The organism is Pseudomonas sp. 18175, from assembly GCF_050432925.1.
Classification (GTDB): Bacteria; Pseudomonadota; Gammaproteobacteria; order Pseudomonadales; family Pseudomonadaceae; genus Aquipseudomonas.
Genome location: NZ_JBKFTO010000020.1, coordinates 1 through 15,434 on the forward strand (window position 1 = coordinate 1; position 15,434 = coordinate 15,434).

Here is a 15,434-nt window from a genome sequence, read left to right on the forward strand (position 1 = left end):
GCGAGCGCGAGCCTGTGAATAAACAAGTCACTTGAGATCTGACGCGACAACTACGTTGACACACACCGCTCTTTTCCAAAAGTGACCCGCCGTAAGGGCGGAACCATAATCAGCCGTTACCCAAATAACGGATATGTACACCGAAAGACCGCTATCGCAGGCAAGCCAGCTCCCACATTTGAACGGTGTACACCCCATAGAACTCGGTCGCTTGATAGGCCCTCTTCGCGAGCAAGCCCCTCCCACATTTGGGCGGTGTACACCCGACAGAACTCGGTCGCTTGATAGACCGCCTTCGCGAGCAAGCCCGCTCCCACAGTGGGCCCGAGGTTAGCCAGTCAATACCGCGCACTGTCAAAGCAGCCCGGATCTTCATCCAGATACTTTTTCATCCGCCGCCACAACGTGGTGGTGCTGATCTGCAAACGCTTGGCAGCCTCTTCGCGATTACCGCGAACGCTACTGAGCACCTCATGCAACAACGCCAATTCGCTCTTGATGGAGCCACCCTGCCCCGCCACCCCATCAGTGGCCAGATCCTCCAACACCTCCTCCAGCCACGGCTGCGCAAACGCCCGCCCCTGACTCATCACCGCCAAACGCTCAACGATATTACCCAACTGCCGAATATTGCCCGGCCACGCATAACCGCTTAGGCGCACCAACAAATCATCCGAAGGCTCGGCCGTGTCCATCGGTAAGCTTCGCAACAGGTAACGCACCAACTCGGGAATATCCCCACGGCGCTCACGCAACGCCGGCAACTGCAACTTGAGCACGCAGATGCGGTAGAAGAAGTCCTCACGAAACACCCCCTGAGCCACCAACTGCGGCAAGCTTTTGTTGCTCGCGGTGATGATGCGGATATCAATGGGCGTAACCTTGTCATCACCAATGCGCACCACCTTGCGCTCCTGCAAGGTGCGCAGCAGCTTCACCTGGATATCCGTGGAGGTTTCGTTGATTTCATCCAGGAAGATCGTGCCGGTATGCGCCAGTTCGAACACCCCCGCCTTACCTTCGTTGAGTGCGCCGGTGAAGGCGCCTTTGACATAGCCAAACAGTTCGCTCTCCAGCACGCCGGGGGCAAACGCTGCGCAATTGATCGCCACGAACGGGCCGTTTTTACGCCGCGACGCGTTGTGGATGCTCTGGGCGAACAGCTCCTTGCCAGTGCCGGTTTCGCCTTCGATCATCACCGTGCTGTCCACCGCTGCATAGGTCAGGGCCAGGCGCTTGGCCTTGGCCAGCGCCGGACTGCTGCCGATGATGTCGTCGAAGGTTTTTTCCGCCAGGTGCAGGCGCGCCAATTGGCGGCGCATCTTGCGTTCGATGGCGGTGATTTCGGTCTGGTTTTGCAGGGTGGCCACGGCGCCGATCACCTGGTTGTCCAAGGTGATGGGAGCGATGCTCAACGTCAGCGACAAACGCCCCAGGCTGATCAACGCACCGCGCACCGGACGCCCGTGGTTGAGCACTTGGCTGAAGTAATCCTGGGCCAGCAGGCCGTCGATGCTGTCGCCAATCCCCAGGCTGCCCAGATATCCGGTGGCCACGCTGTTCATATTGGTGAGGGTGCGCTGGCTGTCGACACTGAAAATACCTTCGGACACGCAATTGAGGATCGACTGGATCATCTCGTAGCGGCTCTGCAACTCCACGCGTTTGAGCCGACGCTCCTCCTCGATCTGCAACAAGTGCAAGGCTTCATCGATGGCCTCGTCGGCCGCATCCGGGTCGGCCTCGGACATGATGTAACGCATGCCCCGCGCCATCACCGCTTGGCGCGATGACAAGCCGCCAATCGCCACTTCAATGCCGTCCGCCTGCAAACGGTCCAACTGCGCCTCGGTGGCCTGGCTGCTACCCAACGGGTCAATCAGGCAGATCGACACCTGCGGCATAAATGGCCGCGCCTTTTCCAGGATCGTTGCATAGCCCTCGGAAGTGGCCAGAAAGGCGACCTTGTCCGAGACCTGCTGCGCCTTGTGATAGGCATTGATGCAGTCGAAAAACGTGTGCTTGACCTCGACAATGGGCACCCGCAATTGCTCGCGCAACACACTGGCGGTGCGGCCACGGCTGATGATCACGCTGACGCCGCTGTCGAGCAGTTCGCGGGCCTTGAGGGTCGCATCGTGCTGCGCGGCTTCGACCACTCGCAGCGATAGACCGCGCTGCTGGAGGATGCCGCGCATCACCGAGGTCAGGGTGCTGGAGGGGGAAATCACGGCGATGGTGCCTTGCATGGCAGAACCTCGAACAGCATGGACGGAGATTTCAGATTATTGCACAGCGCAATAATTTGAAATCTCCATGCAATGCAGCGCTTCACCCTTAAATACTCAACTCGTTGTTTTAAATGGACTTTAATCCGGTGGCACAGCCCTTGCTCTTTCTTCATCAATAACAAAGACAATGAAGGAAACACTGGATGGATATCGTCTTCATCGGGTTTGGCGAAGCCGCCTACCACCTCTGCACGGGCCTGCGCACCACTGGCGATCTACAGATCGGCGCCTACGACGCCCACGTCAGCCCGCCCCTGCAACAACGCGCCGAGCAACTGCACGTCACCCTCTTCGACTCCCTGGAACACGCCTGCCGCGATGCCCGCTTCGTGGTCTGCCTGACCAGCGCCAGCAGCGCGTTGGGCATCGCACAAAAAGTCTTGCCGCTGTTAGTCGCCGGGCAAATCTACGTCGACATGAACTCCGCCGCGCCTACCGTCAAGCAGGCCATCGACCTACTGCCCCGCCCCGCTGGCGTAGGCTTTTGCGACAGCGCCGTGATGGGCACCGTACCCGGCAACAACCACCGGGTGCCGATGTTTCTAGCAGGCGACGGAGCCATTGCGTTTGCCGAAGCCTTCACCCCACGGGGCATGCAATTGACCGTGCTGGACGCCGAAGCCGGTGCCGCCTCGGCGATCAAGATGCTCAAGAGCGTGGTGATGAAAGGCCTTCCGCAATTGCTGCTGGAAGCCTTCCAGGCCGGTGAAAAGTTTGGCGTGCTCGACACGCTGGTGGCGTCCCTCGGCGACTCACTCAACGGCAAAACCATCGAGCAACTGGCCAACACCTTCACCGCCCGCACGCTGATCCACGCCAAGCGCCGCAGCGCAGAAATGGACGACGCGGTCGCCACCCTGGAAGCCGCCGGCGTCGACCCGGTAATGACCCGCGCCACCCACGCCCAGCTCGAAAACCTGGCCGCCACCGACTGGGCCAACCTGCTCGGCCCCGGTGGCAGCGACATGGATTTTCGTACCGCCATCGCCCACTTTGCTGCCCACGCCTGAGGCCCTGCCATGAACACTGAACACTACTTCCCCCTGCCCGACCTGATCCCCGCCGACCTGCTGGCGCGCTTTCGCAAGCTCAGCCCGGCGCAACTGTGCGACGGCATGCAAAGCCTGGGCATCGCGCGCAACGGCTGCATGGACGCAAGCCTCATGCCCCTGGATGAAAGCAAAGTGATGCTCGGCACCGCCTACACCGTCGACACCGAAGACGGCGACAACTTCCCCATCCACGTCGCGGTGTACCAAGGCCAGCCCGGCTACGTGCTGGTGGTGGCGGGCAAGGCCTACCCCGGCCGCGCCTACATCGGCGACCTGATGGCTGGCGCCGCCCAGGCCGTAGGTTTGGCGGGCATGGTCATCGACGGTTGCGTGCGCGACAAAGTGCCGTTGGCCCAACTGGACATCCCGATCTACGCCAAGGGCTTCATGCAACGCAGCCCCGGCAAGCAAGGCCCGGGCAAGATCAACGCCACCGTGACCTGCGCCGGTGTCGAGGTAGCACCGGGCGACTTGGTGTTCGGCGACTACGACGGCGTCACCGTGGTGCCCCGCGCACGCCTGCTGGAAGTACTGGAAGCCTCGGAGAAAAAAAGCACCTACGAAAACCAGCGCCGCGACGTGATCGACGCTTACACTCGCGCCCGAGACAGCGGCCAGCCATTGCCGGCGCTGGCCCCGGCGTGGGTTACCCAACTGCTGGAAGGCCAGTAACGCTCAAGGCTGTACCGGGGGCGCTTGGCGCCCCACCTGCTGCGCTCACTATAAAAATAAAATTGTGGAGACGTTCAGATGCTGACAGTTCTGGGCTATGTGTTGATCACCTTGTTTTTGGTGCTGGTCATCAAACAAAAACTATCGCCGTTTACCGGCTTGATCGTGGTATCGCTGGCCGTGGGGGTGCTGGCGTGCCTGGTCAATGGCGTGCCGCTGGACACCATCATTCAATGGGTGCGCGAGGGGCTGTTCTACTCGCAAAACGAGGCCGGCAAGGTCTCCCTGGGCACGGTCAACCCCACGGTGATGATCCTGTTTGCCGTGTTGTATTTCAGCCTGATGATGAACGTCGGGCTGTTCGATCCGCTGTGTACGTTCCTGATCCGCAAGGCCAACGGCGACCCGCTGAAAATTATCCTGGTCACCGCCTTCACCTCGGCCGTCGTCACCCTGGACGGCGACGGCACCACCACCATCCTGATCATCACCACCGCGTTCCTGCCGCTGTACAAACAGATGGGCATGAAACTGTCGAACCTGGCGATGCTGATCATCCTGCCCTGCGGCCTGGGCAACTGCCTGCCGTGGGGCGGCCCGTTGGCGCGGGCGGCGGCAGTATTGAACGTGGAGGTCAACACGCTGTTCGTCGCGATCCTGCCGATCCTCGGCGTGTCATTCCTGTACGTGTTCTTTATGGCCTACCTGATGGGCATCAAGGAACGCAAACGCCTGGGCTTTGTGAAGGGTGCCAACGGCATCGTGACGCCTGAGCAGATCGTGCAAATGGTCAATGTGATCAAGGACCACGACAAAGAACTCAAGCGCCCGCGCCTGTTCCTGTTCAACCTGGCGTTGACCCTGGGCATGCTGGTGATCCTCATCGCCGGCTGGGCCAGCGGCGCCGTGGTGTTCATGCTCGGCACCGCGATTGCGCTGACGGTCAACTACAGTGCCGTGGAACAACGCGAACGCATCACCGCCAACGGTGGCGACGCCGTGGCCGTCGCCTCGATCATCCTTGCCGCCGGCTGCTTTCTGGGCATCTTCAACGGCAGCGGCATGGCCGGCGCCGTGGCCGAACACATGGCCAGCCTGATCCCGGACTCCATGGGCAGCCACACCGCACTGATCTTCGCCTTCCTCGGCGCCCTGGCCTGCTACGCCTTGCCGGTGGACGCCTACTACTTCGGCATCCTGCCGGTGGTGGCGCCCATCGCCTACAAGTTCGGCATCAGCCCCACCGAGATCGGCGTGGCATCGTTTATGGGCCAGGCGTTGCGCTATGCCAGCCCGACGGTGGCGTGGTTGTTTTTGCTGATGAACCGCACGGAGATGTCGTTTGGGGAGTACCAGAAGGAATTCTTCAAGTGGTCGATCCCGATGTTTTTCATCTTTATCGTGACGGCGATTGTGACGGGTGAATTACCCATTGGCTAAGCCCCACGAGCTTGCCCCGCGCTGGGTGGCCCAAATGCCCGCCAGTCAAGCTCAAACACTCTACCCGTGGCGAGGGAGCTTGCTCCCGCTGGACTGCGCAGCAGTCCCCGGCTCTTAAAACAAAGAGCTGGGGCCGCTTCGCGGCCCAACGGGAGCAAGCTCCCTCGCCACAAGTACAGCGCTCGGCCCTAGGGCAAGCCCGTTCACCGCCATGAAATCATCGTGCCACTAGCACACCTGTGCTAATCGACCCCTCCCCCCTGCGGCGCTATATTCCTCGGCACTTCCAACGCACCCACCGGCACCGCGCATACCCTGCGCGCGGACGCGTTGTGCGTTGGAAAAACCATAACAACCCCAAGGAAGAAGCACCATGAAACTGCACTCCCCTGTTACCCGCATCACCCTGTTGGGCGCCTTGATCATCGGCGTGGCCGGCTGCAGCAATATCAAGCCTACCGAAGACCATCTCAAGACGTTGTCGGAAACCAACCTGGGCGAGCCGGTCAAGCGTATTTCCAACGTACGCAGCGACTCGATGACCACCTACTATGTCGCCAGCGCGGCGTCCGGCGAATACAACTGCTCGGTGCCCAGCGGCGCCAGTGGCGGCATGTTTGCGGTCGCCAGTTTTGGCATGATGAAACCTGCGGCCTACTGCCAGCCCAAGGGTGCGCGTGGTAACCCACTGCAAGGGTTCAACCAGTAACCTTCTCCTGGCTCAAGTCGCGCAGTGTGCCGCGCAATTCTGCGGGGCGCACCGGCTTGGACAGAATGGCGATCTGACGGTCGTGCAAGGCGGCCTGGATGCGTTCCACATCGTGCCCCGTGAGGATCAGCGCCGGCACCGCCCAGCCCCGTTGCTCGCGCAGGGCATCGATGCATTCGATACCGGTGGCGTGGTTGCCCAGGTCATAGTCGGCGACGATGATGTCGCAATCGCTCACCAGGTCACGCCCCGACGACTCAGCCTGCACCTCGCAGCCCCAGCGCTCCAACAACGCCTGGGTGGCGAGCAGCACGTTGTGATCATCCTCCACCAGGCACACTTTCAACCCGGTCAGCAGGCCGGCCTGCCGTATGTCGTCACGGGCAGCCGCTGCACGCGGCGCGCTGGCCAGGGTCAAGCCATGCAGGCTCACCGAGGTGCCATGGCCCACCTTTGAACGCAGGCTCACCTGCACCCCCATCAACTGCCCCAGGCGCTTGACGATAGACAGCCCCAGGCCCACGCCTTCGACGTCCTTGTCCCGCAGGTGGCGTACGCGATAGAACTCTTCGAAGACCTTTGACAGATGCTCCTCGGCAATCCCCCGCCCCCGATCATGAATCTGCACCGCCAGCCCGCCGTCGCGGATGCGCACGCCCATCAACACCGGCCGGTGCGCGCCGTACTTGAAGCAATTGGAGAGCACGTTTTGCACCATGGTCGCCAACAACGCAGGGTCCACCAACACCCAGTGGGCGCAAGGCCGCAAGCGCAACTCCACCCCGGCCCAACGCGCGGCTTCGGCGTTCTGGCGCACCAGATCGGCGAGAAACTCACCCAGGTTCACCGCCTGGTATTTGGGCAACAAACGCCCGTTGTCGAGGGTGTACAGGTCGAGAATCGAACGAAACAACTGCGACACGTTAAGCAGCGAGCGGTCGATGTTATCCACCAACCGCCGCTCTTCATCGCCCAGCCGCGCTTCGCGCAAGCACGCGGTAAACAGGCCGATGGAGTGAATGGGCTGGCGCAGGTCATGACTGGCCTGGGCGAGAAAACGGGATTTTTCCAAGTTGGCGGCGATGGCCTCTTCCGACGCCTTGCGCGTACGCTCCAGCAGGATATGGGCGTACACCGGGATCACCGTACTGGTGATCATCAACATCAGCACCATGAACGGTTGCGCCTGCCATACCGGCGTCAACTGGTACACGATCAGCAGCGCCAACAACGCCAGCGCCGTGGCAATCGCCAGGTAGCGCGAGCCGTAACGCATGCCGTTGCCCAGGTTGACCCACACCATCACCGCATACAACGGCAACGCCGCCTCGCCGCCCACCACCATGCCGAACGAAGTGCCGGTGTAGTCGTGGAGCATGCCGAAAATACGCCGCGCCGGGTAATGCCCCGGCCAACGGGCGATCACCTGCCGCAAGGCAATCGAGGCGATCAGGAACAGCGCAATGTACAGAATCACCGGCAGATACGTGTCCAGCGACTGTCCTGGCAAAAAACCCAGAGCACTGATGTAAACAATCGCAATACCGGCCACCACAATGCGCAGGTTGGCCTGGTCGAGTTCAGAGTTGGTCTCACTACCCATGGGTTACGTCCTTGTGCGGCAGTCGTCAGCGGCGTCATGCAATGCGGTGCTAAGGTAGCATGACCGCGCCACACGCCGCCCCAAGGAGGAGCCCCCCATGAGCGGCCGCATCATCATCGCCGACGACCACCCGATGTTTCGCGAAGGCATGCTGCGCACCGTGCAACGCCTGCTGCCCGGCACCGAAGTGCAAGAAGCCGGCGACCTCGACACCGTGCACGCGCTGATCAGCGACGACGGCGACATCGACACCCTGATCCTCGACCTGCGCTTCCCTGGCCTGACCTGCCTAAGCCAACTGGCCGAACTGCGCCAGCAACTGCGGCGCACCACCTTGATCGTGGTATCGATGGTGGATGACCCGGCATTGATCGATCAGGTGATGGCGTTGGGCGCAGACGGCTTTATCGGCAAGAACATCGCACCCGAGGAGATCGGCCAGGCGTTGCTGGCGATTCGTGAGGGTGAGGTGTTGGTCAAGTTTGCGCCGTCGGGGTTGTTGCCGTTGGATACCCACACGTTGACAGCGCGACAGCAGGACGTGTTGAGGTTGATTGCCCAGGGGAAGACGAATAAGGAGATTGCCAAAGCGTTGGATATCTCGCCGTTTACGGTGCGGATTCATGTGTCGTCGTTGCTGAGGGTGTTGGGGGTGAGTTCGCGGGCGGCGGCGGCGGTTAGGTATTCGGGGGTGGGTTAGAGAGGACAGTTGCGGCGTTTCCGGGGTAATGACATCGGAGTGCTCATCTGCCGGCCAGTCGGTAACCGGCAGTGTTGACTCACGGACGAGCCACAAAGACCTGTGGTGCCTATGCCCGATCTGTCCCCCTTTTCACACAATCTCGCCAAGCTGATCGTGCACCTCAATCCACAATAAACAGCTTCGCCCCAATGCTCGTCGATGAACGATGGCCTTCCATGTCATTACCCACCTGGTAACTCATCCCCGCCGTCAGAATGAACTGGCGACCATCCTCCAACTCCGTGTGCAACTCGCCTTCGAGGCACAACAGCACATGCCCGCGCCAACACCAGTGATCAGCCAGGTAACCGGCGGTGTATTCCACCTTGCGCACACGCGTGGTGCCGAAGTGGCAGGTGCGCCATAAGGCGCTCCCGGTAATGCCTGGATGGACGACGGGTTCCAGCGTGGACCAATCTGTGATGCCAAAGGGGACAGCGGTGAGATCCATAGTGGGCTCGGCGGCGGTTTGAAGAAGGTTGAGGCTATCCAGCCGGTGGCGTGCGCGGTAGACACAGATGGCTGGGTTTTGTGGGATATAGGCGATTTGTTAATCTGCCAGCGTCGCTTATGGATTGGCTTATGCACATCGACCCTACGTATGTCCTTTATGAAACCGAACACTGGCTGCTGAACCATCACCTTGCTTCGACATTGCCGGGTTACCTGATGCTGGGCGCCAAGACACAGCACCGGTCGCTGGCGGATATGCCAGAGGCCGCACTGGCCGAGCTGGGTGGCTTACTGGCTAGAGCCCAGCGGGTCATGGAGTCGCAACTGCGGCCCAAATGGCTGTATATCAGCCGCTATGGGCATATGCCGGGATTCCCTCTGCACTTTCATTTCATCCCGGTGTATGACTGGGTGGAAGATGCGTTCTGGCGGGACGCGCGTTATCGGGCACTGCAGGGTTTTGGTGCGCATGCTCAGGGTCAATCGCTGACGGACGGGGCGGAATTGACGCTGTTTGTGTGGCGAGAGTACGGCGAAAGTCAGGTGCTGCCGCCGGTTGGGGGGGATTCAGTTCAGGAAGTGATTGCGCGGTTGCGGGCTGCTTTTGCTGCGGGCCAGGTGAGGTAGCGGGTGTACACGGTGCACATGTGGGAGGGGCGGTGCGACGATTCGACTTGCTCCCGATTGCGGAGTGTCAGGTGCTGGGTATGTTTGGTCGGGGTACATATCCGTTACTTGGGTGATGGCTGGTGTGGGTTCCGCCCGGGCTTTAGGCTTTAGCACTCGCATACCGCTCGTTCCACCAGACGACAAGCTCGGCATGTTGCTTGTGCGTGATCCACTGGATATTCGCGGGGTCTGTCGGGTCGCCTCCAAACACCAGCGGCTTCAGGTACCACTTGATCTTCGCGGTGAAGCGCGCGTCGGGGTGCAGTGATGGCTGCTGGGTCAGCGTAAACGGCGCGGCAAGGCTTGCATCGAGTGGCAGAGTGGGCACGGTAAGCATCACGCCGGACGCGTTGATGACGATGAAATCATCCCAGCCCTTCAGGCCTATCAGCGTATAACCCGGCAGGTAACGATCGAATGTGTAGGCTTGCATCGCGGCGAAGCTTTCATCCTGATCAAGGAGGATAAGGTAATCGTGGTTTTGCCAGCCTTCGTTCATATGGAACTCACAGTGTGTGCGAAAAAGAGAGTGTCAGATTTATTTTTTTCTTGTGGCTGTCACACTAGCCCGTCCCGCACCTGCATCAACGCAAACCCTAGTAGGTTCAAGCCTTTCCAAAGATTCGGATTGCTCGCATCCGCGTGGTCCTGCGCGAGCCCTATACCCCAGATGCTATCAACCGGGCTGGCTTCGACAATAACCCGCGAACCGGTGTGTAGAAGGTATTCGTTTAACGGCGGATTCTGAGAAAACTTGGCCTGGTTCGCTCGAACCACGATGTCGTATCGGTGTTGCAGCCAGACCTTTTCATCAAACCCGCGTACCTTGCGGCCAAGTACTTTGGCGGCACTAGCCGTAGGAGCGTCGAGCACCTGCGCACGAATGTCCTGATCGTCAAACAAGGCCGCTTTCTCCGCCATCATGAAATGCTCGGCCGTCGAGTAATGTTGACCCTCAACGAAAAATTCGGCCTCAAACCATTGGCTGAAACACGAAGCCGTGACGACAGTTTTGCTGCGCTGGTGCCCCCAGAAAAACGTAAAGCTCAGCGCTTCTCCTGCGTTGAAACGGGCGCACAGTGCGTTCAAATGTTCAGAGTCGTTCAATGAGATGCCCTCGCTAACTGGAGACCGAAGTTACAGCTACAGGGCGGGCCGAGGCAACCACGAAACTTGGCAGGTCAATGGAGCGCATCATCCTCTGGCATCGGATAGAATCCGCAGCTTATTTCGACAATGCTTGCTACAAACGAGGGAATTACATGACAAGGATGGCCGCTGTTTTCACCTTACTGAGTTGCATCGCGTCAGCCCCGGCATTGGCGGCGTCTGATTGCCCTTTTCCGCAGGGGATGCAGGCATCCATCGGTGCGTCGAAGCAGGCCATTGAAGCCAGGCAAGCGGGTGTCGCCAAGGACGAACTGCTCACCAAAATTTCCCCCGTGGCCGATGGGCAGATGTCCAAGATGCTAAAGAGCATCGTCGACGAGGTTTACGATTATCCGGTGCTGCTGCCTGAGGTGTATGCGGCCTTTCGGTTTGAGCGCTGCTTTGTTTCGCAGCAGCATGGGGAACAGGTGGCGGGGATGAAGTTTGCTGATGCTTATCCGTTGTTGAAGAAGTGTGAATTGATCGAACCGGAAGGGGCTCGGCCGCCTTGTGCGATGCGGGTGGTGCATACGGTGAGCGGGGTTCCTGAGTGATGGCCTTGGGTGGTTGGGGGCTGGGATGAAGGGCAGGTACCGGCTAGAAGCGGACAATGATAGGAAAATAAATTTATCCCCTTTTCGCTCTTTTCGCTCGTGGGTGGCGGCAGAAACCACGTACGCCCTGATGCGTTGGGACATGTAAGGATGGCGCAATCAACGGAGTAGTCATAACGATGATTTTGGTTGTTGAAGGTATCAGCGCCAGCGGGAAAACAACTTGGTGCGCTAAGCATGGAGGGCACCATGTCATTCCTGAAAACGGCCGTTTTGAAAACGAGCCGGATCGAATAAGAGATCCAGTCGGAGCAGCAACTTTTTGGGCAGAGCGAAACGTGGATCGCTGGCGAAAAGCGCTGGCCATGGAAGACATTTCTTCGTGGGCTTTGTGTGACAGTGACCCTCTCAAGCTCCACTACATTTGGAGTCTTTGGCAAATCGGCGAGACGAGCGAACACGACTGGCGACTAGAGTTGGACGCCACAAGAGAAACAATCTCACAAGGACGTATTGGCTTTGCTGACTGTTACATGGTTGGCCACATAGATCCTCAACTCGCGCGAGAACGAGCCAAAGCAGACACCACCCGCCGACGGAGTGGATTCGAGCTACACGTGCGCCTCCAACAAGCTCTGCTGACTTGGTACTCAGCTATGGATGAAGTGCTTCCCGGCAGAGTGCGATTTGGGTTTCCTTCAGAAATTCCAACCTTGAAAAGGCTTGATGGAAGATACGCGGTGGTGGTCTTTGATCAAATGATCGCATCGCTCCCACGACCTTCTCGGTCCCCCTTTTCCGCATAGCCCTGCACTACGCGCTTCGTCGCCAGTTGTCCTGGTTCAATAATATTTTTGTTTATCGTCCAACATCTTCTACAGTCCTGACCTCAATAAACAGTCGGGACAGATCCATGAAGAAGGTCTACATCGCTAACTTTGGGCGCAAAAATTACGAATGGCCCAAATGCCTCAAGAAAAACACCGTCGCGACAATGAATAACCTGGATGCGCATGCCGCTTGGTTGAATAACGATCGGGATGCGTACCATCAAATATCCATGCGCCCATCTAATTTTCTAGACAATAAACCGCCTACCCCTGCGGTTACCACGCGATGGTTCAATGCGACCACAACGGTAAATGACACCGCTGGGGATATCTGGATGCATTGCGATCAAAATCACCTGTGGTGGACGGAGTCGACTGCCGCCGCCTGCGAAATTTACCAAATGACTGAACCCGTTGAGATAGGTGCTCGACCTATCTTTGTCTACCACAAACCTTGCCTGCCTTGGTCCAGCACGAACAAGAAAGGTAGGTCTTTAAGCTGGAAAAGTTTGCATCCGAAAGCGAGGCAGATTCTTTTTACACAAGGCACCCTAGCGGCGTTATCACTGGAAAACGCAGGCTACGCGAGAGCCCTGATTGATGACGCAGACCTCTCGAAATGGCATGACCTACCGAAATGGAAAGAGGTATTGCTAAACTCAAAAAAGACCTTGGGCTCCAGCTTTACCCCTTTAGAAAGAACTTGCTATCGAATGGCTCAGACCGCTCTGTCGACGGCAGCTCATTCAAATGGGCAAGTGGTGGTGAGTACCCTCAAAAACAAGCTGATGAGTCTTTCACTAGATGATATGAGAGAGCTACTGGCTGAGCTTTTCATAGCACAGGAAGGGCTATGTGCTTTGACGGATATACCTCTTCAACTTGATGGTGAGCAAGATGATGACGAATTTTTATGCTCACTTGATCGAATCGACAGTGATGGACACTATGACCGAGACAACGTGCAGGTCGTTTGTAGGTTCGTTAATCGCTGGAAATCCGATGGTGATAACGACGCGTTCAAACAGCTCGTTGATGCGATTAGAAGGCACTAGCTTTCCCATTGCTCAGGCTGTACTCCTTGAACCGGCCCTGAATTCGTAGACGCTGGATGGCCGCTCCTGGCCGATAGCGGCCTGTTGTGAGAGGACAGTGAACAGCCAAAAACCGGCCTTCCAGATACCTCAATCTCAAGATGCCCCTCCCACTCAACCCCGATGAACTTCAACCCGCAACCCCTCCCCCTCACCCGGCGTACAGAAGTAGCTGGTAATCAGATCAAACTCCGCATCGGTCGCCGCAAACTCATGTTCCCCACGCTGGTTGCGAAGATGCAACCTGGCACGACAGGTGTGATCTTCCACCTCAATGTAGTGAACACAATGGGAAACCCCGGCAACATCAGCTAAGCCGCGTAACCATCGCCGGTCTTGAGGCGTATTGGCAGGAAAATCCAAGACCACCGTCACACCAGCCCTCAGTAGATCGATGACGACCGGGCCTACCACCTCGCGGATCTGGCGCGCAAAGCGCACATAATCTGTGATTGACTTGATCTGATCAGGGTACAGCCGTGCTAGCCACTGATCCTCACTCAGCAAAATGGCCGAGTGTTCGGCTGCGAGGCTTTTTGCCAGGGTTGATTTGCCGGAGGCGATTTTGCCTGTCATGAGATGCAGCACGGGGTTGGGCATGGGGACGTCTCCTTGTCGAAGCCTGATGATGCTGATTGCAAAGCGTTGAGGCAACCGCCGCCCGCGATGTTTGCCGCCTTATCGCGGCGTTGATACATCCTCTTGGTTGCACCCCGTTTCACAGCGCCTTATAGTTCGGCCCGTCGCTGGCATTGGCTGGCGACAGGGTTTCGCAGCCCTACAGAATAGAATCAACCTGCACAGTCATCAGACCCTCAGGCGGAGTTCGCTCGCGTCTTGTTTATGGCGGCTGTGCGTGGGAGACCTTCGGGTCTGCCGGGGGTGATTCTTCCTGGTCTGCGAACCCGCGCACAGTTGCCACCCAAGTCTGTTTCGCAGCAGCAAGGTGGCCATTCTTTTATCCCAAATAGAATCGAACCTTATGACTACTCAAAACCCGCCCCACCGCTTCACCCCCATGTCCCAAACCGCAACCGACTACCCCGTCCTGCTGATCGACAGCGATGCCCCGCTCAGCGAGTTGCATGCGTGCGCCAGCGAACGCTTGAACGCTGCCCTCGCCTATCTGCATCTGATGGCCTGTTCCAACGTGTCGGACTATGCCGAGCACGATATCAATACCGTCGCCAATACTGCCCGGATCATGGTCCAGGATGTGGCGGATGTGTTTGCGGTGATTGAGCGGCGCGGGTTTGGGGCGCCGGCTGTGAGTTGAGGGTTTGGGAGTGTTGAGGGAACCCGCTTAGGCGGGTTTTCTGGTTTTTGATTGACGGTGCTGCAGATGGGCTTCCGGCATCGTTAGCAAGACCTAATGCCGGCTATAAACAACCTGTGGCGAGGGAGCTTGCTCCCGTTGGACTGCGCAGCAGGCCCATTCTTTTAAACAAAGAGCGGGGCCGCTTTGCGGCCCAACGGGAGCAAGCTCCCTCGCCACAGGTACAGTGTTCACCCTTTAACTAACTGGCATCCGTTAGGTCAGGCGTAGCCCGGCAACCAGGGTTCTTGCTCAAGGGTCGCAATGTCTCCTTCGGCCAATAAGCGCCACAATTCCAGGATCTTGCTCTCTGGGACTTGCTTCATATGGCGAGGCTCGCCGGACTCCAGGTTTTCAAAGGTGACCGTACCTGAGAGGGACACTGCGATGCACCACTCTGCGTCGTTGGTCACTGAAACCTCTGCATGCTCCTCATCTTCCGGGCGGGTTTTTAGTTCGGCGAGAAGCTCCGGGAGCGTGTGTAGGCCAGGGTCCGACTGCATGGCCCCGTATCTGTGGCAAACGTGATAACCCATATTGACCTCGTGTGTTTAATTGGCAGATGAATTGGCATCGCACAGTAGTGCTAACAGTTCAGTCGCCAAGGCGGCGGCTTCTTGGCGGTAGTCTTTGTTCCAGTGGTGTGACCAGTCAGCAGGCTTTCCTTGATCGTCCCATTGTGACAATGCGAGCCCGTTGATGATCTCTAGTTCGAACCAAATGCGCTGCCACGCGTCGGCGTCCTGGACCAAGGCCGTGTCTTGCCACAGGAATTCTGTTTGCGCAACAAACGCCGCCCATGCGAACAGGTTGTCTGAGGCTCGTTCGCCAAGGGCTAGCCAGTGCTTTCTGACATCCAAT

At 58.5% G+C, this 15,434-nt stretch carries 18 protein-coding genes; 10 read left to right on the top strand and 8 right to left on the bottom strand.

The window, feature by feature from the left end:
- Nucleotides 1-338 precede the first annotated feature (338 nt).
- Nucleotides 339-2,249 carry a sigma 54-interacting transcriptional regulator gene (locus tag ACLD1Y_RS23320; protein ID WP_429480144.1) on the bottom strand — a complete coding sequence of 637 codons (1,911 nt, stop codon included), beginning with the start codon at nt 2,247-2,249 and terminating at the stop codon, nt 339-341.
- Nucleotides 2,250-2,434: 185 nt separating this feature from the next.
- Here ACLD1Y_RS23320 and ACLD1Y_RS23325 point away from each other — a divergent pair, with 185 nt between their 5' ends.
- The 4 genes from ACLD1Y_RS23325 (at nt 2,435) to ACLD1Y_RS23340 (ending at nt 6,164) form a co-directional block, all read left to right on the top strand.
- Complete coding sequence (locus tag ACLD1Y_RS23325) at nt 2,435-3,301, top strand: DUF1932 domain-containing protein (RefSeq protein WP_429480145.1); 867 nt, start codon at nt 2,435-2,437, stop codon at nt 3,299-3,301.
- A gap of 9 nt (nt 3,302-3,310) precedes the next feature.
- Complete coding sequence (locus ACLD1Y_RS23330; protein ID WP_429480146.1) at nt 3,311-4,015, top strand: RraA family protein; 705 nt, start codon at nt 3,311-3,313, stop codon at nt 4,013-4,015.
- A gap of 78 nt (nt 4,016-4,093) precedes the next feature.
- Nucleotides 4,094-5,455, top strand: a complete 1,362-nt coding sequence (locus ACLD1Y_RS23335) for a CitMHS family transporter (RefSeq protein WP_429480147.1) — start codon at nt 4,094-4,096, stop codon at nt 5,453-5,455.
- A gap of 373 nt (nt 5,456-5,828) precedes the next feature.
- The gene (locus ACLD1Y_RS23340; RefSeq protein WP_429480148.1) at nt 5,829-6,164 is read left to right on the top strand and encodes a hypothetical protein; all 336 of its coding nucleotides are present in this window, start codon (nt 5,829-5,831) and stop codon (nt 6,162-6,164) included.
- On the opposite strand, the gene ACLD1Y_RS23345 is transcribed toward ACLD1Y_RS23340, so the two are convergent.
- Nucleotides 6,154-7,767 carry an ATP-binding response regulator gene (locus ACLD1Y_RS23345; RefSeq protein ID WP_429480149.1) on the bottom strand — a complete coding sequence of 538 codons (1,614 nt, stop codon included), beginning with the start codon at nt 7,765-7,767 and terminating at the stop codon, nt 6,154-6,156. The genes ACLD1Y_RS23340 and ACLD1Y_RS23345 overlap by 11 nt on opposite strands.
- 97 nt (nt 7,768-7,864) lie before the next feature.
- On the opposite strand from ACLD1Y_RS23345, the gene ACLD1Y_RS23350 reads away from it, so the two are divergent.
- Entirely contained in the window at nt 7,865-8,467 is a 603-nt protein-coding gene (locus tag ACLD1Y_RS23350; RefSeq protein WP_429480150.1) for a LuxR C-terminal-related transcriptional regulator, read from the top strand.
- Nucleotides 8,468-8,630: 163 nt separating this feature from the next.
- Here ACLD1Y_RS23350 and ACLD1Y_RS23355 read toward each other — a convergent pair whose 3' ends face one another.
- Nucleotides 8,631-8,960: a DHCW motif cupin fold protein gene (locus ACLD1Y_RS23355; protein ID WP_122511725.1), complete on the bottom strand. Its 330-nt coding sequence runs from the start codon at nt 8,958-8,960 to the stop codon at nt 8,631-8,633.
- Between the two features lie 131 nt (nt 8,961-9,091).
- Here ACLD1Y_RS23355 and ACLD1Y_RS23360 point away from each other — a divergent pair, with 131 nt between their 5' ends.
- Complete coding sequence (locus ACLD1Y_RS23360) at nt 9,092-9,589, top strand: HIT family protein (protein ID WP_429480151.1); 498 nt, start codon at nt 9,092-9,094, stop codon at nt 9,587-9,589.
- 142 nt (nt 9,590-9,731) lie between these two features.
- Here ACLD1Y_RS23360 and ACLD1Y_RS23365 read toward each other — a convergent pair whose 3' ends face one another.
- The gene (locus tag ACLD1Y_RS23365; RefSeq protein WP_429480152.1) at nt 9,732-10,130 is read right to left on the bottom strand and encodes a hypothetical protein; all 399 of its coding nucleotides are present in this window, start codon (nt 10,128-10,130) and stop codon (nt 9,732-9,734) included.
- 59 nt (nt 10,131-10,189) lie between these two features.
- Nucleotides 10,190-10,738: an NADAR family protein gene (locus ACLD1Y_RS23370; RefSeq protein ID WP_429480153.1), complete on the bottom strand. Its 549-nt coding sequence runs from the start codon at nt 10,736-10,738 to the stop codon at nt 10,190-10,192.
- A 77-nt stretch (nt 10,739-10,815) separates the two neighbouring features.
- Between ACLD1Y_RS23370 and ACLD1Y_RS23375 the strand changes: the two genes are divergently transcribed.
- The 3 genes from ACLD1Y_RS23375 (at nt 10,816) to ACLD1Y_RS23385 (ending at nt 13,219) form a co-directional block, all read left to right on the top strand.
- Nucleotides 10,816-11,334: a hypothetical protein gene (locus tag ACLD1Y_RS23375; RefSeq protein WP_429480154.1), complete on the top strand. Its 519-nt coding sequence runs from the start codon at nt 10,816-10,818 to the stop codon at nt 11,332-11,334.
- A 179-nt stretch (nt 11,335-11,513) separates the two neighbouring features.
- Complete coding sequence (locus ACLD1Y_RS23380; RefSeq protein WP_429480155.1) at nt 11,514-12,140, top strand: hypothetical protein; 627 nt, start codon at nt 11,514-11,516, stop codon at nt 12,138-12,140.
- Nucleotides 12,141-12,247: 107 nt separating this feature from the next.
- Nucleotides 12,248-13,219: a hypothetical protein gene (locus ACLD1Y_RS23385; RefSeq protein ID WP_429480156.1), complete on the top strand. Its 972-nt coding sequence runs from the start codon at nt 12,248-12,250 to the stop codon at nt 13,217-13,219.
- A 153-nt stretch (nt 13,220-13,372) separates the two neighbouring features.
- Here the strand turns inward: ACLD1Y_RS23385 and ACLD1Y_RS23390 are convergent, their stop codons facing one another.
- Nucleotides 13,373-13,858: an AAA family ATPase gene (locus ACLD1Y_RS23390; protein ID WP_429480157.1), complete on the bottom strand. Its 486-nt coding sequence runs from the start codon at nt 13,856-13,858 to the stop codon at nt 13,373-13,375.
- Nucleotides 13,859-14,240: 382 nt separating this feature from the next.
- On the opposite strand from ACLD1Y_RS23390, the gene ACLD1Y_RS23395 reads away from it, so the two are divergent.
- A complete protein-coding gene (locus ACLD1Y_RS23395; protein ID WP_429480158.1) occupies nt 14,241-14,534 on the top strand; it encodes a fructose-bisphosphate aldolase in 294 nt (97 codons plus the stop codon).
- Nucleotides 14,535-14,794: 260 nt separating this feature from the next.
- Here ACLD1Y_RS23395 and ACLD1Y_RS23400 read toward each other — a convergent pair whose 3' ends face one another.
- Entirely contained in the window at nt 14,795-14,986 is a 192-nt protein-coding gene (locus ACLD1Y_RS23400) for a hypothetical protein (RefSeq protein WP_429480159.1), read from the bottom strand.
- Nucleotides 14,987-15,124: 138 nt separating this feature from the next.
- Nucleotides 15,125-15,433, bottom strand: coding sequence for a hypothetical protein (locus ACLD1Y_RS23405; protein ID WP_429480160.1), 309 nt, complete (start codon nt 15,431-15,433; stop codon nt 15,125-15,127).
- Nucleotide 15,434: the final 1 nt, after the last annotated feature.